Source organism: Marinobacter sp. LV10MA510-1 (assembly GCF_002563885.1).
Taxonomy (GTDB): Bacteria; Pseudomonadota; Gammaproteobacteria; order Pseudomonadales; family Oleiphilaceae; genus Marinobacter.
This window is the reverse complement of sequence record NZ_PDJA01000001.1, coordinates 3,990,873-4,012,570: the sequence shown is the minus strand read 5'-3', so window position 1 is coordinate 4,012,570 and position 21,698 is coordinate 3,990,873. Positions and strand designations below refer to the sequence as shown.

Sequence of the window (21,698 nt, the reverse complement as noted above, 5' to 3'; positions counted from 1 at the left end):
AGCACCGAACCGTGCGGGGATGGGTTAGCCCGTTAGGATCACCGCTGGTTTAAATCGTGGGATCTGACGAATCATACGAACCAGACCGTTGTCACAGAGGGGGCAGGGCCAGCACCGCTGAGACACCGGGCTCTCCAGTGTCGCTTCTGGTTTGAGCGGCTGCGATAAACAGTGCCGGATAACCGTCAGTTTGCGGCGTCGAGTGCAGTTGCTCAGGTAGCCAAAATGGCGAATTCGCATGAAGCCTTTGGGCAGAATGTGCATCAGGAATCGCCGTACGAACTCCTGGCCATCCAGCCATTGAGTCTTCAATCGGGAATGATCCCGATAGTCCTTATAGCGGAAGGCGATCCGGTCATCCTCCATCGTCAACAAACGCCCATTACTGATGGCGATTCGGTGAGTGTAGCGAGCCAGATAATCCACCACGCTCTCGGCCTGGTTCAGGCAGTGTCGGGTGTAGACCACCCACTCGTGTTGCATCAAGCCGTTGAGCACGCCATCAACCTCATCCCTGTTGGTAACCCGGTGCAGTTCACCTGCGTTCACCGCCGCTCTTAGCAACGACACCATGCGCCCTCGAAAACGCCGGGATAAGGCCCGTACCGGGAACAGGTAGTGGCTTTTGGCTTTGTGCCAGTCACCAGTGCCGGTCAACACGCCGCCGGGGATCAAGCAATGCACGTGCACATGACGGCTCAGGTTCTGTCCCCAGGTGTGGAGCACCGCCGTCATACCCAGTTCGCCGCCGAGGTGCCGGGTGTTGCGCCCAAACTGGTTAAGCGTGTCCCAGACTGCGGCGAACAGACATCGATAGATCACGTCGGGATGGAGCTGAATCCAGCCGTTCAAAGTGTGAGGTAGCGTAAACACCAAATGAAAGTAAGGCACCGGCAGTAACAGGGAGCGCTGACGTGCGCTCCATTGTTCAGTTGCATGGCCCTGGCATTGCGGACAATGCCGGTCCCGGCATCCGTAGTAGCAGATGGAGCGGGCCTGACAATGATCACAACGCAAGACCTGACCCCAGCACCACGTGACGTCACATGGTACAACGCGCCGGCAAATTCCAGTCGCAGCGGTCTGGCCATTCCTTGGCTCCTTCCATGGTTCTAATTGAGACCAGCCAGAATGAGACGATTACAACCAAAGAGCAAGGCAGAGGCAAAACGCAAGACCTGACCCCCTTTACCAGAACCTCAAAGCATGGAAGAGGGATTGCTGAAGGTTTCGTCTCCGACAAAAAGCTATGGCGCGGCGGAGCGTTCTTATCGAGGCGCCCCTTCCCATAGGCACTCCACCAGAAGTATGATTCAGTGACGCGGCTCGGCAACTGACCTGAGGTGCTTGGGGGCTAGCCGTGGCAAACGTCAGAAATGACCTTGAGTATCTATTAATTTGGGCGGCCGTGTAACGTAGATATACCAGTTTTTTTATGTTCAGATGTTGCACCGAGGTTACATAGAATAACTTTGCGCGCCATGACTCCAACGGCCTAAATTAATGGACTGTAAGAATTCAATTTCTGAATAGGTGTCGGAAGGGAACATGCGCACTATTGGTATAAGGGTAGAACCAAAGAAGGTTACGTTTGTAATCTACGACGCCGATGCCGGCGAGGTTATTAACATAGAGGGCATTAAGATTCCTAAGGCTTTAGATGTGCCTGAAGCACTCAAGTATATCAGGAGTAATCTTCTTGATGTGATAGTCGAGTATGAAGTTCAACGTGCAGGAATTAGAGTTACCGAGCCGAGTGCGCAAAAGCCGAATATACTGCGAATTCAGATTGAGGGAGTCATTCAAGAGGCCCTCGCTAGCAGTGATGTTGAGGCATATTTTCGTGGCCAAATCTCAAGCTTGTCATCGAGGCTAAATATCAAGCGAAAGGACCTTAAGAAATACCTCGAAGGAGAGCTAGTGCTGCGTAATATTGAAGGTTGGTCAGACTTATCGACAGTTGAGAGAGAAGCGGTGTGTACTGCAATAGGAGCCTGCGATGCTTAACGCAAACACGCGGGCGGAACTGCAGTTTGAATTGAAAGAGGATATCGGAGCGGAGGGAAGGAATTCCGACGTATTCGTTGCCCACGACAAACAGCTTGACACCGAACTGGTTGTGAAAAGGATAAGGAAGAATCAAATCAATCAGGATCAGTTGGAAGAGTTCTATGCAGAAGCGAAACTGCTTCACTTAGGTTCGCATCCAAATGTTGTTCCCATTCACTATGCTTGTGAAGATGCGGAATATGTCTACATGGCGTTGCCCTACTACAGGGCTGGCTCACTCAAGAAGGTTATGAATCAACAGTTCCTGACCACTCGCGAGATTGTCCGTTACGCATGCAATTTTTTGAGTGGTCTTCACCATATCCATACGAAAGGCTTGCTGCACTTCGATATCAAGCCCGACAACATCCTTCTTTCTCACCGGAACGAGGGGCTTCTATCGGATTTTGGCTTAGCGGTTCTGACAAATGCGCACGGCTTGGCACAGCAGAAGAAATTTTACGTCAAGATGCTTCCGCCAGAACGCTTCCAAGATCGAGAGTTCAGTTCTGCCTTCGACATCTATCAGGCCGGATTGACTTTGTATCGCATGGCTAACGGTGATCGTAACTTCGATCAACAGTTTGAGCCGTTCGTGATTGACGAAAGTTTTAATAGTGAACTATTCATTGCAGCCGTGTGTGAGGGACGATTCCCAGATCGAAACGCATTCTTGGAGCACATTCCTCAGCGTTTACGTAACGTTATAAAAAAGTGCCTTGAGGTAAACCCAGATCGACGGTACAAATCTGTACTCCATATTGTAAACGATCTATCTGATATCGATGGCGCTGAACTTGACTGGCGGTATGAGGAGAACCAAAATTGTCGACAATGGTTTAAGGAAAACAAGTCAGGCGTAAATTATCGATGTGTAATCGAGAATATGGACCTACATGCGGTGAAAGTTAGCTCAACTGGCGCCGAACGACGTATCATCCCGTACTGCAAAGAAAGAGCAACTAGGGCGGACATTCAAAAATTTTTGAGAAGTCATTGAAATGAATAAGAAAATCCGTATTAGAAGAGGGTCATTTATAACTCGCTCTCACCTTGCGATGGGGGGAGACGCGCTCACATACAGACAAAGGTTGAGCAGATTAGGTGCTGTAAAACGGCCCGAAAAAGTTTTATTGAACTTAGAAAATGGTTGGTATGGCACTATTAGCGAAGCATAGCGCCTGACACAATGTTATCCATCAGCTGCCCCATCTTTAGCAATAGTTTCCATCGCCTGCTGAAACTATATTGTTCGTTATCCCTAGCGAAAATGTTAAAAATCTGCAGCTTAATCTTACATTAGCGTAATTCGGACTCCCGCCCTTACTCCCTTTTTACCAACTTAAGGTAAAAATAGGCTTCGCGCCAGTCATCGGGATCAGGTCTTGCGTTTTGCCTCTCGAATAATCCGGCTTATGCGAGAATAATGCAGCCCAAAGAAATCACCGATCGCCTTCATGCTATACCCACCGCTGGAATACGATAGAACGATAGTCTCGTTTCGAGAAGAAGCAACATCCGCATAATGCTGTAAAGGCTTTGCCAAGGAGCGACGTTGGCTGGACGGTATCTCGCTTAGCAGATCTGGCCTCTCAATCCGTCTCTGCATGTCATCGACAAACTGGTCGCTTCCCAGATAAATCTGATTTTTTAATTGTTTCCATGGGGACGGCTGGTTCTTCCCTTCAGCCACGAATCGCTCATAACAGATTGTTGCTGCTTCACGACGTTCACCAAAAGCAGCAAGAATCCAATCTCTATTGAGTGCATTTAAGCCCTGCTGATAACCCACTGTTGCCCGATAACTACTCCACGGCCAATCAATTGCAGATCGAACCATGGCAGCGCGAACCGGATTTAGAACGATGTATCGACACAACTCCAATAGGTAGCTGTTTTTCTCAACCAGAATCGCCTTATACCGTCCCTGAAAAACATGCCCCACCCTACTGTGAGTTCGATTGAAGTGCTGGGTATATACCCCATTAAGTTGGCGCATGCCTTTTGAAAGGTTGCCGTCAGGTGTTTCAATCAAAAGATGGTAGTGATTGCCCATTAGACAGTAGGCGTGGCATTCCCAGTTGAAAGTCTCACACACTTCCTCGAAAACTGACAAAAAGGCGCGGCGGTCATCGTCAGATTCAAAAATCATCTCACGCCGATTTCCGCGGGACGTTACATGGTACAACGCACCGGCAAATTCCAGTCGCAGCGGTCTGGCCATTCCTTGGCTCCTTCCGTAGTTCTAAATTGAGACGTGCCAGAATGGGATGATTACAACGAAAGAGCAAGGCAGAAGCAAAACGCAAGACCTGACCCCGGTACCTGACCCCGGTACCTGCGGGGCCTGAGGTGCTAACGATTGACTTAAACCGCGCCGCTTTCTGGCGTCGGTTTGAATGACTTGTTAGGCTTTACATTAATACCTATGTGTTTGTAGCGTGCATAAACATATATGCCGTCCCAATCAGTTGGCATGCTTCTTACTAAGCCTGCGTTGCTTAACTGTTTGTCTTCACTTTGAGTGATTAAGACCATTACTGTGTACTTGGAAACAAGATTTATTATTTCTTCAAGCGTAGAATCTTTCAACTCTTCGAACTTTCTCAGAGAGCGACTCACTGGAATAGCATGATCAGCAATAAGACTAGCATTTGGATTGTGAGTTAGTTCCTCCTCGGCAGAAGGTGAGATGTAACGACAATTTTTTCGGTTACTATTACCTTTATATTCCTTGTTGGATTTGTTAATTGCTTCTCTAAGCACTGTACGAATAGCGAATTTAGTTGCTGCGTTTACCGGCATTGTTTTTTTAATAAGTAAAGCAACTTCGCATAAATTTCTTATTCCAGTTTCGTTATCTACACGCATACAAGTTTCTCCAATTATGCCTAACGCGAAGCTTAGCAGCGACCTTGTAATGGAGGCGAAGTCGCAATGAAAAGGGCGTCTGGCGGCCATCGGCCGCGAACTACCGGGGTACAACGCGCCGGCAAATTCCAATCGCAGCGGTTTGGCCATGCCTTGGCCCCTTCCGTGGTTCTAATTGAGACGGGAAAGAATTAGACGATTACAACGAAAGAACAAGGCAGAGGCCAAACGCAAGACCTGACCCCGGCATCTCCGTTTAATGCGTGAACAGTTACGATTTGAGTTTGAAAAGCCCAAAAATCATAGAAAATAAATCTGTCCCGATTTTAGCTTTTTTACGTTATCCTTTCAACAACCTCATTATTTCTCTGGCTTTGCTCAACCCAGTAGCCGATAACCGATATCGTTTTTTACTAGACTCTGCAGAAATCCGAAAATAAGGATAAAACCCCATATTAAAATATCTACTCACGTTATCTTTATGAGTCATAATTAAAGACCCACCTTTAGATCTGGAAACTGAATTATTAATGAATTTACTGATTTGTGTCGTCGTATAATATGTAGAATCTTTCTGATTAATAAATAATGCACAAATTATCGCATTTTCCAATGATGCTCCAATCACAAGTTCTCCTACGGATTTAAACAGAGAAACCTTGGGAGTGTGTTCAAGAAACATTTCTACAAAATCATTCTTAAAAACTTGCAGGCTAGATTCATTTAAAAACTTAGTTCCCCGGGTATCAATTTTTAATTCAGAAAGACCCATTTCTAGCTGCATATCATCTCTTGAAACAAAATCAGCATAATTTTCCAAAGAGTCGACTCTCGCTCGGGTTCTATTCCTAGCAAAACGAAGCTCTCGACTTGAATTCAAATAAACAAGATTAACAACACCTGCCTTTATTTCATTCTCAAAGGGAATCAGCTCAGCCGGAGACCGAAATCCAGATATAACGTATCTTTTATGGCCAAAACTATTTCTCTCTTTTTTAATTTCACTTGCAACTACTTCAGGCTTTTCATCAAGAACCTTTTTTGCAAAACTGTGAATTCCTGTCAGACTTGAAATGTCACTGAATTGTTGGTAATACAAAAGGTGCATATAATCACTGGCTTCGATGTGAAAATAACCGTAATTTTCAGCTAAATATTCAGAAACTGTACTTTTTCCACTACAAGTCGGACCACAAATAATTAAATCTGACTCACCAAACAACGACTCTTGAAAAGCCGTATTCGTTGGTTTTGGTTTTTTTTGTTCAAGAATTTTTATTTTATAAAGAAAATCTAACATCTCATCAATTGCGGAGCGTCTAAAATCAAATTTTAAAGCTTCATCTATTGAAAGAGTGCTAAATATTGAGTCTACGCCATCTGGAACAAACCACTTATTAAAAGTCTTATTATCGAGCCACGGGTACAAAGAATTTGTTTCAAAAAGAGATTCCCGATCAACAACGCTGCCAAAGGCAACACCGGTGAAAACTTTATAGTTTTCTTCAATTTTGGATCGAAATTTTCGAGGTATATAAAGCACGATGTCGGACCTAACTGTAACCTTCCTATTATTACCGTTCTCTCGTAACTGCTTGTCCAACTGTGCAAATGATGTTGCGCGCATCCAGTATTTTACATCAACTCCTGGAACTTCATGCTCTTTACTTAAAGCTTCAATTATTACTGAAGTATCTTCAATAATAAAAAATCGGTCCTGCATTATGTCAGCTATATTTCGTCGCAATTCTAATTCATTATCTTCTATAACTTCAAAAAGGTCATCGCCAATTGAGTTTTCACCTGGCTCTCTTCGAAACATTCGAGTGTTCGCGCTTTCAATACTCTTCCGAAGTAACTTCTCACGATCAAAAATGCGCGGCTCGTGATAAGGCCGTCCGTAATCAGGCGAAGGCTTTAAGCGCACAGCTTCGCTTCTTAGCATATAAGATAAGTGTGCGAATTTTACTCTATTCGTGGTTAAGAAATATAAATCTAACATCGCACTACCTTTCGCCCAGCATTATTTGGCGATACCATTTTGACATCACCAATAGAATTGTTATTGATATTATCGACTGGAGCATCGGATAAAAAATAGACCATAGGACCCATGCTAGATAAACCAGCAGTCGTGACACCTTTCGCCATTAAAGCGGAAAAAATATGTGGTAACAGATCACCGTACTGATCAATCTCCGACTTTTTCCATTTTGTTTTTTGAATTGAATTAATTGCCAAGGAGAACTTTTCAAAATTTCTTTCAATTATGCCGGGTAAAAGTCCAAATATTAGAAAAAAACTAATTTTGGACATATCACTTACAGTCAAATTACAATTATTCTGGAAAAATTCGGTCTCGTCTATATAATGCTTGGGCAGCAATTTCTGGCAAGGCTCAATAATTCCAATGTTCCAGTCAGGAAAATCCCATCTACCGAGCTTGAGTGGAAGCGCTTCGGATCGTAGGCCCATAGACGACTGGACCAATTTATCTTTTGGTGGGTGCCCCAAATCTACGACAAAGCCACCCTCAAAATAAGTATGGATTCCTACTCCAGATGTTCGTCCTCGTCGCGTTGAATTAATTATATCCGAAGGCTGGTAATCAACATTGTTTATCAGATATAGAGCCTCAATACAGCTTAACTCCAAACTTGTTCCCGTTCCAAACCCAGAGTTTCTCTGAGGCAAATCTTCAACACAAATTGCTGCTGGCGAAAACTTGTTAATCGTGCAGAAATCAATCAAATACGCCTCAAGATCTAAAATTTTTTTCTTCAGTGAATTCTCAAGCTTCAATACTCCTTGCACCCTCAGTTTCATCTTACTAGACTTAACGGCTTTTACAATCGTATCAAAACCAGATATCGCAAAGCCAGCGCCACCGTTTGATCTGAAATTATTACTCCCCATACAAACAAGTGATATATGGACTCTTGCTGGTGAATGAATTTCTACGACATTATATGAGCTCACTTTGCTTCCATTCAGCTTCGAAATTTTCTAAATACACTTTAGATATTATTGAGTCTTTGTCAGTCTTTAGGGCTGGGGTGTCTTTACTCTTTATTTGATCAAAGATGGGACCAATCAAACAAATATTGTCACACAACATAATATTATGCGATGCCTTTCCGGCTAGCAATCTTAGCTCAAAAAGATGAGGGAAAGTTGTTTTTAATTTTTTTGCAGCTATCAACGTTTTTGTTTCAATAGCAGCTTTATCGCCGTCATTTATTAAGGAATCAGGATTTGATATTAGAAGTCTAACTCTAACCGAACGCTCCAGCGCTCTTATTAAAGCGTTCGAGCTACCAACTTCAAATTGTGCAAAATCTTCAACCAATCTTGAACAAGTATTACCCATTACATCGATTACCTGAAAACTTCCTTCAATTAGGTCCCGATAAATATTTTTATCATCCCTATCAGAAAATACATCATGAATCTTTAGACTTTCGTAGAATGAAATTTTCTTTTGCTCAACGATAGTAATGAAAAGCTGCAGTGTCGCTACGCCAAAGCCCACGCAACCACCACCTAATAAGGTTGCTACTTTTATATCTACTGAGCTCTCAGAATTAGGATCAAAAATAATATATGAAACTACGAAAGCAATAAATAGGAGAAAGAATACAGAAAATAGCACCTTGTAAGTCGGAATCCGAACTTGATGATTTAAAATTTCCATTTTACGGCAGCCCAATTATGATTATTTCTGTTTTACTTCCAGGAGAAAGGACATGATTGAGCTTACAGGATGAAACAACAACTTTTTTAAATTTCTTTTGAAAATAAGAAATCAAATCTTTCTGACTTGGATATCCGCTCGACACATAAGAGAGTACTACGATTGATTTTTTATGGGCATCTACTAACGAATACAATCGATCCCTAAATGTTGACTTTCGATTCCACTCATATAATCCAGCACTCTTTTTTAAATTTCCAATTCTTGAGTTTTCGTCAATCAAATATGGCCATGTGTCATAGCTTACAAAGCCCTCGAGGAAATGATAACGATCCAAATAGTCAACTTGCCCGCCCGAACCGTTCGAAATATAAGGTGGATCCAAGTATACGAGATCGTAAACACTTGAAATAGATGACGCATCAGAGGGTTCTAAAAATTCAACTGTATGCTTACCTCTGAAGTTTGCTTTTCCCAACTCGGAAACAGCATCTAGCATTAACTCTTGAAATGTTTTTTCCCAGGTTTTCCAGTTCCCAAACTTCGTATTTCTATTGCAGTTAAGCCTAAAGTTCAGATTTCGTCGATGAAATATGTTGAATGGTCGTTTTTGAAGGCATGCTTGAAGCAAACAGTGTGTTAGTTGAACATTTTTTAAGCCAGCGTATCTCTTAAGACTAAGCGCTGCACCGTCTAACCAAGAATTCTCGAAATCAGTGTAATAAAACCCTTGAAATTTTTTGCTTATGAAACCAAAATTCGGCACCACAGAGCCACAAAACTCTAATATGTCTTTCTCTTCTATCGCTGTATGATCCGCAAGAATACTTTTAGCAGTATAATTTGAGCTTTTTAGTATTTCATTATAATAAACTTTTTTTCCTGCAATTTTTTGAGAAAGAGATACAAGACCAGTACCTCCAAATGCATCAAGTATTGTGTGGTAGTTAAGAGGCTGTAAAAGTGACAAGACCCACTCAATAACTCTTTTTTTGCTTCCGTAGTATCTAGTTTTAGGATAATAAAAATTCCCGGCATCACAATTAAAGCGATCAAGTTGCTCAATTTCCGGCACCAAAGAGTTCGAAGAATCTAATAACATAACCTTGTCTTCCAATAGCGATCTTGTATCCGCACTTACATTCAATAATTTTCACAACAAAAATGACGGACATTTTTGAATTTAAAAGCTATGTAATAAAACCTAATTTTAGCTGTCAGGCGTCAGACATACTATACGTCCAAGTCGTCACTTATAAAACTGGGGCAAGCAGGCTCGATTATAATTCATCTTAAATAGGCTTCACCGACACATCAGAGGCAAATACCTAGATAATCACCCTTATAATCAAATTTCCGGCTTCAACTTCCATCGATCGTGAAATTTACAATACCATCTTAAAATTCATCGACATACAAAAAATGACAAGTAATCTTTCCCCTAGGGGATAAAGCCATCCACATACCTTATCGCCCTTAATGTCTACAATGACGGTATTTTTATCTTAGGCGCTAGTTCTAAATCTTGCTTAGCGCACATGCGGTTGATCGAAAGCACCTCGTGCGACAGTTTTGAAAAGGAAGCTGAGAGTAGTAGCCGAGCTGCAAACGGACCCTTATTAGTAAGAACCATTTTACAGCCCCAAGTAGTATACTGGCTTAGAGCTGTGAATTTTAAAGCCCTTACCTCACCTTAGGATCCAGCGTCCTAGTGTCATAAAGCTCATACATCCGCTCAAGATTAATAGGCTTAATCTTGCTGGCATTACCCGCGCAGCCAAACGCTTCATAACGCGCAATACAAATATCTGACATGGCCACCATGGTGGCTTTCAGGAATTTTCGTGGGTCGAATTCGGCTGGGTTTTCGGCCAGGAAGCGGCGTACGGCGCCGGTGCTGGCCAGGCGCAGGTCGGTGTCTATGTTGATTTTGCGCACACCGTGCTTGATGCCTTCCACGATTTCTTCCACGGGTACGCCGTAGGTTTCGGGGATTTGGCCGCCGTATTGGTTGATGATTTTCAACCATTCCTGGGGTACAGAGCTAGAGCCGTGCATCACCAGGTGGGTGTCTGGGATGCGTTTGTGAATGGCTTTGATTCGCTCTATGTCCAGGGTGTCGCCGGTGGGTGGGCGGCTGAACTTGTAGGCGCCGTGGCTGGTGCCAATGGCAATGGCCAGTGCGTCTACGTGGGTCTTTTTCACAAAATCAGCGGCTTCTTCGGGGTCGGTCAGCATCTGGCTCATGTCCAGAGTGCCTTCGGCGCCAATGCCGTCTTCTTCGCCGGCCTGGCCGGTTTCCAGGGAGCCCAGGCAACCCAGCTCGCCTTCTACCGATATGCCACAGGCGTGGGCCATTTCTACTACGCGGCGGGTAACGTCTACGTTGTATTCGTAGTCGGTCGGGGTTTTACCGTCTTCACCCAGGGAGCCGTCCATCATCACCGAGCTGAAGCCCAGCTGAATGGAACGCTGGCATACGGCGGGGCTGGTGCCGTGGTCCTGATGCATAACCACCGGAATGTGCGGAAACTCTTCTACGGCTGCTAAAATCATGCGGCGCAGGAAGGGGGCACCGGCGTATTTGCGGGCGCCGGCGGACGCCTGAACAATCACCGGTGAGTCGGTTTTGTCCGCCGCTTCCATAATCGCGCGCATTTGTTCCAGGTTGTTCACGTTAAAGGCTGGCACACCGTAACCATGCTCGGCGGCGTGGTCCAGCATTTGCCGCATCGAAATCAGGGCCATTAGGTTGTCTCCTTAAAATTTGTACGATTGGTTAAATGCGTTTTACGCGCCACGCTCTTCCAGCATGGCGACTGCGGGCAGGGTTTTGCCTTCTACAAATTCCAGAAAGGCACCGCCACCGGTAGAGATATAGGAAATCTTCTCATTTACACCGTACTTGTCAATGGCTGCCACAGTATCACCGCCGCCGGCGAGTGAAAATGCTGCGCTGTCGGCAATGGCGTGGGCCAGCACTTTGGTGCCGTTTTCAAACTGGTCGAATTCAAATACACCTATCGGGCCGTTCCATAAAATGGTTTTGGCGTTTTTCAGCAGCCCGGCAAACTGGCCGGCGGTTTCGGGGCCTACGTCCAGAATCATGTCGTCTTCGGTCACGTCTGAAATGTTGCGAATGGTGGCGGTCGCGGTTTCAGAGAACTCACTGGCAACAACTACGTCAACCGGCAGCGGGATTTCAACGCGGGAGGCGATGTCTTTGGCGGCGTCCATCAAGTCGTGCTCGCATAGTGACTTGCCTACGGGATGACCTGCAGCGGCCAGGAAGGTATTGGCGATGCCGCCACCGACGATAATCTGGTCACAGACTTTTTCCAGGGCGTTGAGTACGTCCAGTTTGGTGGAGACTTTGGAGCCGCCAACAATGGCAACAACCGGCCGGGCCGGGTTATCCAGGGCTTTACCCAAGGCTTCCAGCTCACCCGCCAGCAGCGGGCCGGCACAGGCTTCGGGGGCAAACTTGCCAACGCCGTGGGTAGAGGCCTGGGCGCGGTGTGCGGTGCCGAAGGCGTCCATCACGTAAATATCGCAAAGCGCGGCGTATTGCTTGGCCAGGGCTTCGTCGTCTTTCTTTTCGCCTTTGTTGAAGCGCACGTTCTCGAACAGCACCACGTCGCCGTCGGCCAGATCCAGATCTTCGCCGTTCAGGTAGTCTTTGATCAGGCGTACGTTCTGGCCCAGGGCTTCACTCAGGTGCTCAGCCACGGGCTTAAGGGAAGCGGCTTCGTCGTACACGCCTTCTTCCGGGCGGCCAAGGTGCGACATCAGCATAACTTTGGCGCCGGCGCTTGCAGCCGCCTTAATGGTGGGCAGTGCGGCGCGAATACGTGCGTCGCTGGTGATGCTGCCGTTTTTCAGCGGTACGTTCAGGTCTTCGCGAATCAGTACGCGCTTTCCTGCCAGATTCAGGTCGGTCATTTTTTTGATGGCCATACTCTTTTTCCCTTCAACAGTTCGTCAGCGTCAAATGTGAATCAGGTTGTTCGTCAGATCGCGAATCAGATCATAAGTCAGTGCGCGGCCAGCCAGTGCCGGCTGACATCCAGCATACGGTTGGCAAAGCCCCATTCGTTATCAAACCAGCACAGCACTTTCACCATGGTGTCCCCGGTTACTCGGGTTTGGCCGCCGTCGACCACGCCGGAACGTGAGTCGTGGTTAAAGTCGGAGCTTGCCAGCAGTTCGTTGGTGTAACCCAATATGCCCATCAGCGGTAAGGTCGTCGCCGCCCGCTGCAGTATGCCGTTAACGTCAGCGACGGTCACCGGCGTACGTACGTTCAGCACCATATCAATGGCAGACACGTTCAGCGTAGGCACGCGCATGGCTACGGAACTGAAGCGGCCCTGCATGTGGGGCAGCAGGCGTTCAATGCCAAGGGCCAGCGCGGTGTCTACCGGCACTATGTTGTGCAGCGCGCTGCGGGTGCGGCGCAAATCCTGATGATGGTACGCATCAATCACCGGCTGGTCGTTCATCGCCGCGTGAATGGTGGTGGTGGTGCCTTGCTCTATGCCCAGCGCATCGTCCAGCACTTTGATCATCGGCACCAGGCAGTTGGTGGTGCAGGAACCGGCAGCCACAATGCGATCACTGTCTACCATTTCAAGATGATTGATGCCGTACACCACGGTGCGGTCTACATCGGCTTCGGCCGGCTGCGAAAACAGCAGCCGTTTGGCGCCAGCGGCCAGGTGCTGTTCCGCCGTCGCGCGGTCAGAAAACGCACCGGAGCATTCCAGTACCAGGTCAATGCCCATTTGTTGCCAGGGCAGTTCGGCCGGGTCGGTGCTGTTTAAAACACGAATAACATCGCCATTCACCCATAGACTGTCGCCTTTTACCGACACCGTGCCTTGAAAGCGGCCGTGGGTGGAGTCGTAGCGGGTTAAGTGCGCAATTGTGTCGATGTTTGACAACTCGTTAATCGCGACCACCTGGAAGTGGTCGCGATAACCGTTTTCATACAGCGCCCGCAGCACGCACTGGCCGATGCGGCCGTAACCGTTAATGGCGACACGATAAAATGCGGGCTGGGTCATCAAGCTTCCAATAGCTCGGCGGCCACGTCCAGGACGTTATCGACGGTAAAGCCGAATTCCTTGAACAGTTCGCCAGCGGGTGCCGATTCACCAAAGGTGGTCATGCCCACAATGCGACCGTCCAGGCCAACGTACTTGAACCAGTAATCGGCAATGGAGGCTTCCACCGCGATGCGGTTGGTGACGTCCAGCGGCAATACCTGCTGCTTGTAGTCGGCGCTTTGCGCATCAAAGGTGTCGGTCGACGGCATAGACACCACGCGAACGGCTTTGCCCTGCTCGCGCAGCTTGGCGGCTACGTCTTGCGTCAACGCAACTTCGGAACCTGTGGCAATTAGAATCAGCTCTGGCGTGCCTTCGCTGTCTGACAACACATAGGCACCGCGGGCAACGTCGGCAAGTTGCTGTGCAGAACGGTCCTGATGGGGCAGATTCTGGCGGCTGAAGACCAAAGCGGTGGGGCCGTCGGTACGCTCAAGCGCGGCTTTCCAGGCAACGGCGGATTCTACCGCGTCGGCCGGGCGCCAGGTGCTCATGTTGGGCGTGGTGCGTAGGCTGGCCAGCTGTTCAACGGGCTGGTGCGTGGGGCCGTCTTCACCCAGGCCAATGGAGTCGTGGGTGAACACATAGATGGCGCGCTGCTTCATCAGCGCGGCCATGCGTACGGCGTTGCGGCAGTATTCCATGAAAATCAGGAAGGTGGCGCCGTAGGGCACGAATCCGCCGTGCAGGGCCAGGCCGTTCATGATGGCGGCCATGCCGAATTCGCGCACGCCATAATTGATGTAGTTGCCGCTGGCGTCTTCTTTAGTGACAACGTTACAGCCACCCCAGATGGTCAGGTTAGAACCGGCAAGGTCAGCAGAGCCGCCCAACAGTTCCGGCAGCATCGGGCCGAAGGTATTCAAGCTGTTCTGAGACGCCTTACGGCTCGCGATGGTTTCGCCTTTGTCCTGAACGCTCTGGATGAAAGCCTGGGCTTTTCCAGAGAAGTCGGCAGGTAAATCACCGGCCATGCGGCGCTTGAACTCTGCGGCCAGTTCCGGCTCGGCTTTCTGATACGCGGCGAAGGTGTCGTTCCAGGCGCTTTCGGCGGTCTGGCCTTTTTCTCTTCCGTTCCACTGGGCGTAAATGTCTTCCGGCACTTCGAATGCGCCGTGTTTCCAGCCCAGTGCTTCGCGGGTCAGAACGATTTCGTCTTCGCCCAGCGGTGCGCCGTGGGCCGATTCGCTGCCTTGTTTGTTGGGCGAGCCAAAGCCAATCACGGTTTTGCAGCAAATCAGCGTGGGCTGATCGGTGTTGGCGCGGGCGACTTCAATGGCCGCACTCAGGGCGTCGGCGTTGTGGCCGTCTACGTCGGCAATCACCTGCCAGCCGTAAGCTTCAAAACGCTGCGGGGTGTTGTCGGTGAACCAGCCGTCTACTTTGCCGTCAATGGAGATGCCGTTGTCGTCATAGAAGCAGATCAGCTTGCCCAGCCCCAGAGTGCCGGCCAATGACGACACTTCGTGGGAGATGCCTTCCATCAGGCAGCCATCGCCGACAAAGGTATAGGTGTAGTGGTCAACAATGTCGTGGCCCGGCCGGTTGAACTGCGCCGCCAGGGTTTTCTCAGCCAGGGCAAAACCCACGGCGTTAGCCAAACCCTGGCCCAAAGGCCCAGTGGTGGTTTCAACACCCGGGGTGTAGCCGTATTCCGGGTGGCCCGGGGTTTTGGAGTGCAGTTGGCGGAAGTTTTTGATGTCATCAATGGAAACGTCGTAACCGCTCAAGTGCAGCAAGGAGTACTGCAACATGGAGCCGTGGCCGTTAGACAGCATAAAACGGTCGCGGTTGGCCCACTGCGGGTTGGCAGGATTGTGGCTTAGGTAATCATTCCACAGCACCTCGGCGATATCAGCCATGCCCATGGGCGCACCCGGATGGCCGGATTTGGCTTTCTGAACCGCATCCATGCTCAGCGCGCGAATGGCGTTGGCGAGATCTTTACGAGAGGGCATTAACATTTCTCCAATGTTTTTCAAGGACGTAAGGATAAATCCCGGTCTGCTGACCGCAGTTCAATAAAGCAGCCACAGAGCGCTCAAAAATAAGGCGTATATTTTCGCCGATTACGGGGTGTGGGGGCAAATCGACTTTGCATTAACAATCTATATCAAAAAACTTTGATATAGCGCTTGCCTGACTCAGAAAAGCTCCTTACACTGCATCCTATGACAAACACCGGCACTGCTATTCCCGATACCGCTCCGGCGGACGCCCTGGCCACTATCTACAAAGCCAGCGGTGACCCTTTGCGCCTGGAAATTATGCGGGTATTACGGCGGGACACGTTTGGCGTGCTGGAGTTGAGCCAACTGTTTGATATGCGCCAGTCGGGCATGAGCCATCACTTGAAGGTGATGCACAAGGCCGGCCTGGTGGAGCCACAGCGCGAAGGCAATTCTATTTTTTACCGCCGCCCGTTAAACCTGACCGTGAACACCCTGACTGGACAGACCATTCGCCAGGTTTTCTCCACCGTTGATCAGGTGCCGCTACCCATACATTTGCAGCAGAAAATAGATGTGATTCGCGGCCAGCGGGCCGATCAGTCCCAAATGTTTTTCTCCCGCCACGCGGCGCAATTCCGCGAGCAGCAGGAACTGATTGCACCGTTCGAGCTTTACGCCAAGCCCGCAGCAAGGCTGATACGCCAACGTGCGCCTAAAAAGAGCTGGCCAACCGCGTTGGAAATCGGTCCCGGAGATGGCAGCTTCTTGCCGGTTTTGTCGCCGCTGTGCCATCACTTGGTGGCTCTGGATAACAGCCGCGACATGCTGGCCAAAGCGCAGCAGACCTGTATTGATGAAAAGCTGAACAATGTGAATTTAATTGAAGGCGTAACCGACACCCTGCTGGCCCGCGGCGACGGTTTTGATCTGGTAGTGGCCAATATGGTGCTGCACCACGTACCTAGCCCTGCGGATATTTTTCTAGACGCTGCAGCTCTTATGAACAACGGCGCCTGCCTGATTATCAGCGAGCTGTGCCGCCACGATCAGGTTTGGGCGCGGGAGAATTGCGGTGACCTGTGGCTGGGCTTCGAGCCTGAAGAGTTAACCGCCTGGGCCGCCGATGCGGGCCTGCAATCCCGCGAATGCATATTTATCGGCCTGCGCAACGGCTTTCAGGTGCAGGTTCGGGAGTTTTGGAAGACCACTGCAAAGCGGTAAACACCGGCCTTGCAGGGTATTGAAGATGAATATCAAAAAACTTTGATATAGGTGTAAGTGTTATTACGTATACCTATTCAAAAGTACAATTTTGGACCGCTCACATAATTTTAGATCGCTCATAGATCGCTCATAGAAGGAGCCACCGTTAATGTCTGACTACAGTGTTTTCACCTCCGAATCCGTTTCGGAAGGCCATCCGGACAAACTGGCAGACCAGATTTCGGATGCCGTACTAGACGCCATCCTTACCGAAGACCGGCACGCCCGTGTTGCCTGCGAAACCATGGTGAAAACCGGTGTGGCTATTATTGGTGGTGAAGTTACCACCAGCGCTTGGGTAGACCTGGAAGATCTGGTGCGTGGCGTGATTAAGGACATTGGTTATACCTCGTCTGACGTCGGTTTTGACGGCGACACTTGCGGCATTATCAACATCATCGGCAAACAGTCAGTGGACATTGCCCAAGGTGTAGACCGCCAGAAACCAGAAGACCAGGGTGCCGGCGATCAGGGCCTGATGTTTGGTTACGCCAGCAACGAAACCAACGTGCTGATGCCCGCCCCCATCACTTTCGCTCACCGTTTGGTAGAGCGCCAGGCCGAAGCCCGCAAAAACGGCATATTGTCGTGGTTGCGCCCAGACGCAAAAAGCCAGGTGACCTGCCGCTATGAAAACGGCCAGGTTGTGGGCATTGATGCGGTAGTACTGTCTACCCAGCACGACCCAGACGTCAGCCAGGCAGATCTGAAAGAAGCCGCGATGGAAATGATTGTGAAGCACGCGTTGCCGCCAGAATTGCTGCACAAAGGCACCCAGTTCCACATCAATCCCACCGGCAAATTCGTGATCGGTGGCCCGGTCGGCGACTGTGGCCTGACCGGCCGTAAAATCATCGTAGACACCTACGGCGGCATGGCGCGCCACGGTGGCGGTGCCTTTTCCGGCAAAGATCCGTCAAAAGTTGACCGTTCCGCCGCTTACGCTTGCCGCTATGTGGCGAAGAACCTGGTGGCTGCCGGTTTGGCCGAGAAATGCGAAATTCAGGTTTCTTACGCGATTGGTGTGGCACAACCCACGTCTATCTCCGTAAACACCTTCGGCACTGGCAAAATCAGCGATGAAAAAATCATTGAACTGATACGCCAGAACTTTGACCTGCGCCCTTACGCTATTACCAACATGCTGGACCTACTGCACCCGATGTATCGGAGCACAGCAGCCTACGGTCACTTCGGCCGCGAGCCGCAGCAAGTCACCGTAAATGGCGAAACATTTACCACATTCCCATGGGAAAAAACCGATCGCGCGGCAACTCTGAAAGACGCAGCCGGCATTTAATCGACAATGAACTGGAGAACACCTGAATGAGCACTCCCGCAGAAAAAATGAACACCGCTGAAGACTTTAAAGTACGTGACATCTCGCTGGCCGCTTGGGGCCGTAAGGAAATGAACATCGCCGAAGGCGAAATGCCGGCACTGATGGCGCTGCGCCACAAGTACAAAGCCGAACAGCCTTTGGCCGGTGCTAACGTGCTTGGCTGTATCCACATGACCATTCAAACAGCCGTGCTGATTGAAACCCTGATCGAGCTGGGTGCTAACGTGCGCTGGTCGTCGTGCAACATCTTCTCTACCCAGGACCAGGCCGCAGCTGCCGTTGCCGCCGCAGGCGTTCCGGTGTTTGCCTGGAAAGGCGAGACCGACGAGGAATACGAGTGGTGCCTGCATCAAACCGTAGGCGCAAACGTGGAAGGCTGGGCGCCCAACATGATTCTGGACGACGGCGGTGATTTGACCGAACTGCTGCACAAAGAATACCCGGCAATTCTGGCCAACTGCCACGGCGTGACCGAAGAAACCACCACCGGTGTACACCGCCTTCAGGAAATGCTGCGCGACGGCACCCTGAAGATTCCGGCGATCAACGTGAATGATTCCGTCACCAAGGCCAAGAACGACAACAAATACGGTTGCCGTCACAGCCTGAACGACGCGATCAAGCGCGCCACCGACCACCTGCTGTCTGGTAAGAAAGCACTGGTTATTGGCTACGGCGACGTGGGCAAAGGTTCTGCTGCTTCCTTGAACCAGGAAGGCATGATTGTAAAAGTCACCGAAGCCGACCCCATTTGTGCCATGCAGGCCTGCATGGACGGTTTTGAAGTGGTTTCACCGTACATCAACGGCGAAAACGACGGCACCGAAGCCAGCATCGACAAAGCCCTGCTGTCTAAAATCGACATTCTGGTCACCAGCACCGGTAACTACGACGTGTGCGATTCCAACATGCTGAAGGCTCTGAGGTCTGGTGCGGTTGTGTGCAACATCGGTCACTTCGATAACGAAATTGACACCGCGTTCATGCGTAAGAACTGGGAATGGGACGAGGTTAAGCCGCAGGTTCACATTGTGTACCGCAACAAAGCGGCCAACGACCACCTGATTCTGCTGTCTGAAGGCCGTCTGGTGAACCTGGGTAACGCAACCGGTCACCCGTCGCGCATCATGGACGGTTCTTTCGCCAACCAGGTGCTGGCTCAGATGTATCTGTTTGAGCGCAAGTTTGCTGACCTGCCGGAAGAAGCCCGCGCTAAAGGCGTGTATGTGCAGGTTCTGCCCAAGCACCTGGATGAAGAAGTGGCTCGTGCCATGGTCGAAGGTTTTGGTGGCGTAATCACCAAGATGACCCAAAAGCAGGCCAACTACATCGGTGTTCCGGTGGAAGGCCCGTACAAGCCGGAAAGCTACAAATACTAGTTATAAAGGCTATCTACAAGTACTTGTATAAGCACTAAGCCGCCACGGCGGATGTGATCACGGGCCAGCTTCGGCTGGCCCGGTTCCAACCTTACATTCTGGACAGCAACATGGAATCCCAAAAACAATTCAAGCGGCGGTTCAGTTTTGAGTTCTTTCCGCCCAAGACCGAACAGGGCAAAATAAAACTGCAAGGCGTTCGCGACGAACTGGCAGCCGTAAACCCCGATTTCTTTTCAGTGACGTTTGGCGCCGGTGGCTCTACCCGTGACCGCACACTGGAAACCGTTTTCAGCCTGCACCAACAGGGCATTTCTACCGCCCCGCACCTGTCTTGCGTCGGTGGCACCCGGGCAGAAATCAGTGAGCTGCTCGACACCTATAAAGAAAAAGGCATTAATCGCATTGTGGCGCTTCGCGGCGACCTGCCCTCAGGCATGGGTGCAGCCGGTGAATTGCGCTACGCCAACGAGTTGGTGAGCTTTATTCGCGAGCACAGCGGCGATTATTTCAATCTGGAAGTGGCCGCCTACCCGGAGTTTCATCCTCAGGCCCGCAGCGCCGAGGAAGACCTGAAGAACTTCGCACGCAAGGTAGAAGCCGGCGCCAACAGCGCTATTACCCAATATTTCTTCAACGCCGACAGCTATTTCTATTTTATTGACCGGCTTGAAAAATCAGGCATTACCATCCCGGTGGTTCCCGGCATTATGCCCATCGTTAATTTCTCCAGCCTGGTACGTTTCTCCGACATGTGCGGCGCCGAAATTCCGCGCTGGATACGCAAGCAACTGGAAGCTTACGGTGACGACAGCGTGAGCATCCGCCAGTTCGGCGAGGAAGTGGTTACCCGCATGTGTGAAAAACTGTTGAAAGCCGGTGCGCCCGGCTTGCACTTTTACACGTTGAACCAAGTTGAACCCAGCCTCGGCATCTGGAAAAACCTTGGATTGGGCGAACGTGAAAAAATATCGTTTTAACCGATATAAAAACCCGTAATAGCTTATAACCATTTACTAATACGGGTATTTTTTTGCCTTAGAAAAGCCTTTCCGAGTTTCACACATTTGATTTTGCACCGCTGTCTGAGTAATAGTCTAAAGTGTACTGAGTGCAGTTCTAAACATGGCTCTTAGCATAGTTTTGAACCCAGCTCTTAACGTAGCTCTTAAAATAGCCCCGACAATTCGCTCCGGTTATCCCTTGCCCTTACCGGCTCGGAAAACTGTTCATATTGCGACAGCCGGGGTCCTATAAAAAACAAGGAGAAAGCATGAGCACAAAATGGCTGAAAACACTGACGGCTGGTCTGGTTCTGACCGCAGCAGCTGGCACCGTGAGCGCAGAAAAACTAAAAATTGCGACCGACCCCAGCTTCGTACCCTTCGAAATGCTAGACGTAGAAACCGGCGAAATGATCGGTTTTGACATGGAAATCATTGCCGAAGTCGCCAAACGTGCCGGCTTCGAATATGAAATGAATACCATGGACTTCAACGGTATTATCCCGGCCTTACAAACTGGCAGTATTGATATTGCTGTTGCTGGCATCACCATCACTGAAGCTCGCGAGAAAATCGTCGACTTTTCTGACCCGTACTACGATTCAGGCCTACGCCTGCTGGTGCGCGTTGATAACGACGACATTCTGGAATTCAAAGATCTTGAAGGCAAGAAGATCGGTTCCAAAATCGGCAGCACCAGCTACGATTACCTAACCGGCAATCTGGAAGATAGCGCCGGCGTAACGCCCTACCCGGGCAGCGCAGATATGTACCTGGCGCTGATGTCCCGCGCTGTTGATGCGGTGTTCTACGACGCCCCCAACGTGGCCTATTTCGCCCGTACCAAAGGCGAAGGCAAAGTAAAAACCGTTGGCGCCCTGTATGAAGGTCAGCAGTACGGTATTGCTCTGAAGGCCGGTAGCGAATGGGTAGACGAAGTGAACTCTGCCCTGGCAGAAATCCGCGAAGACGGCACCTACAAAACCATTTATGAAAAATGGTTTGGCCCCCTGCCCGACGCTAAGTAAGCTCTGGG

The 21,698-nt window shown here is 49.5% G+C and carries 18 protein-coding genes; 7 read left to right on the top strand and 11 right to left on the bottom strand.

Translation table 11 applies throughout. The features are described from left to right. Positions 1-24 precede the first annotated feature (24 nt). Positions 25-1,068 carry an IS91 family transposase gene (locus ATI45_RS19340; protein WP_228736064.1) on the bottom strand — a complete coding sequence of 348 codons (1,044 nt, stop codon included), beginning with the start codon at positions 1,066-1,068 and terminating at the stop codon, positions 25-27. Between the two features lie 480 nt (positions 1,069-1,548). On the opposite strand from ATI45_RS19340, the gene ATI45_RS19335 reads away from it, so the two are divergent. Continuing rightward, entirely contained in the window at positions 1,549-2,007 is a 459-nt protein-coding gene (locus tag ATI45_RS19335; protein ID WP_098421227.1) for a hypothetical protein, read from the top strand. Then, on the top strand, positions 2,000-3,049 hold the full coding sequence (locus tag ATI45_RS19330) for a serine/threonine-protein kinase (protein ID WP_098421226.1): 1,050 nt from the start codon (positions 2,000-2,002) through the stop codon (positions 3,047-3,049). Before ATI45_RS19335 ends, ATI45_RS19330 begins: the two co-directional genes overlap by 8 nt. A 378-nt stretch (positions 3,050-3,427) precedes the next feature. Here the strand turns inward: ATI45_RS19330 and ATI45_RS19325 are convergent, their stop codons facing one another. The 10 genes from ATI45_RS19325 to tkt all read right to left on the bottom strand — a co-directional run bounded on the left by ATI45_RS19325 (position 3,428) and on the right by tkt (position 15,680). Then, on the bottom strand, positions 3,428-4,273 hold the full coding sequence (locus ATI45_RS19325; RefSeq protein ID WP_098421225.1) for an REP-associated tyrosine transposase: 846 nt from the start codon (positions 4,271-4,273) through the stop codon (positions 3,428-3,430). Positions 4,274-4,416: 143 nt separating this feature from the next. Beyond that, entirely contained in the window at positions 4,417-4,920 is a 504-nt protein-coding gene (locus ATI45_RS19320; RefSeq protein WP_143751190.1) for a hypothetical protein, read from the bottom strand. Positions 4,921-5,260: 340 nt separating this feature from the next. Then, positions 5,261-6,922, bottom strand: a complete 1,662-nt coding sequence (locus tag ATI45_RS19315) for a non-canonical purine NTP pyrophosphatase (protein ID WP_098421223.1) — start codon at positions 6,920-6,922, stop codon at positions 5,261-5,263. Further along, a complete protein-coding gene (locus ATI45_RS19310) occupies positions 6,916-7,899 on the bottom strand; it encodes a beta-ribofuranosylaminobenzene 5'-phosphate synthase family protein (protein WP_143751189.1) in 984 nt (327 codons plus the stop codon). The genes ATI45_RS19315 and ATI45_RS19310 overlap by 7 nt, the downstream gene beginning before the upstream one ends. Then, positions 7,886-8,614 carry a hypothetical protein gene (locus ATI45_RS19305; protein WP_098421221.1) on the bottom strand — a complete coding sequence of 243 codons (729 nt, stop codon included), beginning with the start codon at positions 8,612-8,614 and terminating at the stop codon, positions 7,886-7,888. Before ATI45_RS19305 ends, ATI45_RS19310 begins: the two co-directional genes overlap by 14 nt. 1 nt (position 8,615) lies before the next feature. After that, the gene (locus ATI45_RS19300) at positions 8,616-9,731 is read right to left on the bottom strand and encodes a DNA adenine methylase (protein WP_143751188.1); all 1,116 of its coding nucleotides are present in this window, start codon (positions 9,729-9,731) and stop codon (positions 8,616-8,618) included. Between the two features lie 566 nt (positions 9,732-10,297). Further along, positions 10,298-11,362 carry a class II fructose-bisphosphate aldolase gene (gene fba, locus ATI45_RS19295; protein WP_098421219.1) on the bottom strand — a complete coding sequence of 355 codons (1,065 nt, stop codon included), beginning with the start codon at positions 11,360-11,362 and terminating at the stop codon, positions 10,298-10,300. 42 nt (positions 11,363-11,404) lie between these two features. Continuing rightward, a complete protein-coding gene (locus ATI45_RS19290; protein ID WP_098421218.1) occupies positions 11,405-12,571 on the bottom strand; it encodes a phosphoglycerate kinase in 1,167 nt (388 codons plus the stop codon). A 77-nt stretch (positions 12,572-12,648) separates the two neighbouring features. Next, positions 12,649-13,680: a type I glyceraldehyde-3-phosphate dehydrogenase gene (locus ATI45_RS19285; protein WP_098421217.1), complete on the bottom strand. Its 1,032-nt coding sequence runs from the start codon at positions 13,678-13,680 to the stop codon at positions 12,649-12,651. Beyond that, entirely contained in the window at positions 13,680-15,680 is a 2,001-nt protein-coding gene (gene tkt, locus ATI45_RS19280; protein WP_098421216.1) for a transketolase, read from the bottom strand. The genes ATI45_RS19285 and tkt overlap by 1 nt, the downstream gene beginning before the upstream one ends. A gap of 213 nt (positions 15,681-15,893) precedes the next feature. On the opposite strand from tkt, the gene ATI45_RS19275 reads away from it, so the two are divergent. From ATI45_RS19275 to ATI45_RS19255, 5 genes are all read left to right on the top strand, one after another. After that, a complete protein-coding gene (locus tag ATI45_RS19275) occupies positions 15,894-16,895 on the top strand; it encodes a metalloregulator ArsR/SmtB family transcription factor (protein WP_098421215.1) in 1,002 nt (333 codons plus the stop codon). Between the two features lie 151 nt (positions 16,896-17,046). Continuing rightward, the gene (gene metK, locus ATI45_RS19270) at positions 17,047-18,237 is read left to right on the top strand and encodes a methionine adenosyltransferase (RefSeq protein ID WP_098421214.1); all 1,191 of its coding nucleotides are present in this window, start codon (positions 17,047-17,049) and stop codon (positions 18,235-18,237) included. Positions 18,238-18,263: 26 nt separating this feature from the next. Beyond that, entirely contained in the window at positions 18,264-19,658 is a 1,395-nt protein-coding gene (gene ahcY, locus ATI45_RS19265; RefSeq protein WP_098421213.1) for an adenosylhomocysteinase, read from the top strand. Between the two features lie 110 nt (positions 19,659-19,768). Then, the gene (gene metF, locus ATI45_RS19260; RefSeq protein WP_098421824.1) at positions 19,769-20,638 is read left to right on the top strand and encodes a methylenetetrahydrofolate reductase [NAD(P)H]; all 870 of its coding nucleotides are present in this window, start codon (positions 19,769-19,771) and stop codon (positions 20,636-20,638) included. 293 nt (positions 20,639-20,931) lie between these two features. Beyond that, positions 20,932-21,690 (top strand): transporter substrate-binding domain-containing protein, encoded by a 759-nt coding sequence (locus ATI45_RS19255; protein WP_098421212.1) that lies wholly within the window; start codon positions 20,932-20,934, stop codon positions 21,688-21,690. Positions 21,691-21,698 lie beyond the last annotated feature (8 nt).

Bases quoted from the DNA above. Each gene is read 5' to 3' on its own strand.
- ATI45_RS19255 (WP_098421212.1), top strand. From the start codon at position 20,932: ATGAGCACAAAATGGCTGAAAACACTGACGGCTGGTCTGGTTCTGACC.
- ATI45_RS19335 (WP_098421227.1), top strand. From the start codon at position 1,549: ATGCGCACTATTGGTATAAGGGTAGAACCAAAGAAGGTTACGTTTGTA.
- ATI45_RS19315 (WP_098421223.1), bottom strand. From the start codon at position 6,922: ATGTTAGATTTATATTTCTTAACCACGAATAGAGTAAAATTCGCACAC.
- fba (WP_098421219.1), bottom strand. From the start codon at position 11,362: ATGGCCCTGATTTCGATGCGGCAAATGCTGGACCACGCCGCCGAGCAT.
- ATI45_RS19320 (WP_143751190.1), bottom strand. From the start codon at position 4,920: ATGCGTGTAGATAACGAAACTGGAATAAGAAATTTATGCGAAGTTGCT.
- ATI45_RS19285 (WP_098421217.1), bottom strand. From the start codon at position 13,680: ATGACCCAGCCCGCATTTTATCGTGTCGCCATTAACGGTTACGGCCGC.
- ATI45_RS19275 (WP_098421215.1), top strand. From the start codon at position 15,894: ATGACAAACACCGGCACTGCTATTCCCGATACCGCTCCGGCGGACGCC.
- ATI45_RS19305 (WP_098421221.1), bottom strand. From the start codon at position 8,614: ATGGAAATTTTAAATCATCAAGTTCGGATTCCGACTTACAAGGTGCTA.
- tkt (WP_098421216.1), bottom strand. From the start codon at position 15,680: ATGCCCTCTCGTAAAGATCTCGCCAACGCCATTCGCGCGCTGAGCATG.
- ahcY (WP_098421213.1), top strand. From the start codon at position 18,264: ATGAGCACTCCCGCAGAAAAAATGAACACCGCTGAAGACTTTAAAGTA.
- metK (WP_098421214.1), top strand. From the start codon at position 17,047: ATGTCTGACTACAGTGTTTTCACCTCCGAATCCGTTTCGGAAGGCCAT.
- ATI45_RS19330 (WP_098421226.1), top strand. From the start codon at position 2,000: ATGCTTAACGCAAACACGCGGGCGGAACTGCAGTTTGAATTGAAAGAG.
- ATI45_RS19325 (WP_098421225.1), bottom strand. From the start codon at position 4,273: ATGGCCAGACCGCTGCGACTGGAATTTGCCGGTGCGTTGTACCATGTA.
- metF (WP_098421824.1), top strand. From the start codon at position 19,769: ATGGAATCCCAAAAACAATTCAAGCGGCGGTTCAGTTTTGAGTTCTTT.
- ATI45_RS19290 (WP_098421218.1), bottom strand. From the start codon at position 12,571: ATGGCCATCAAAAAAATGACCGACCTGAATCTGGCAGGAAAGCGCGTA.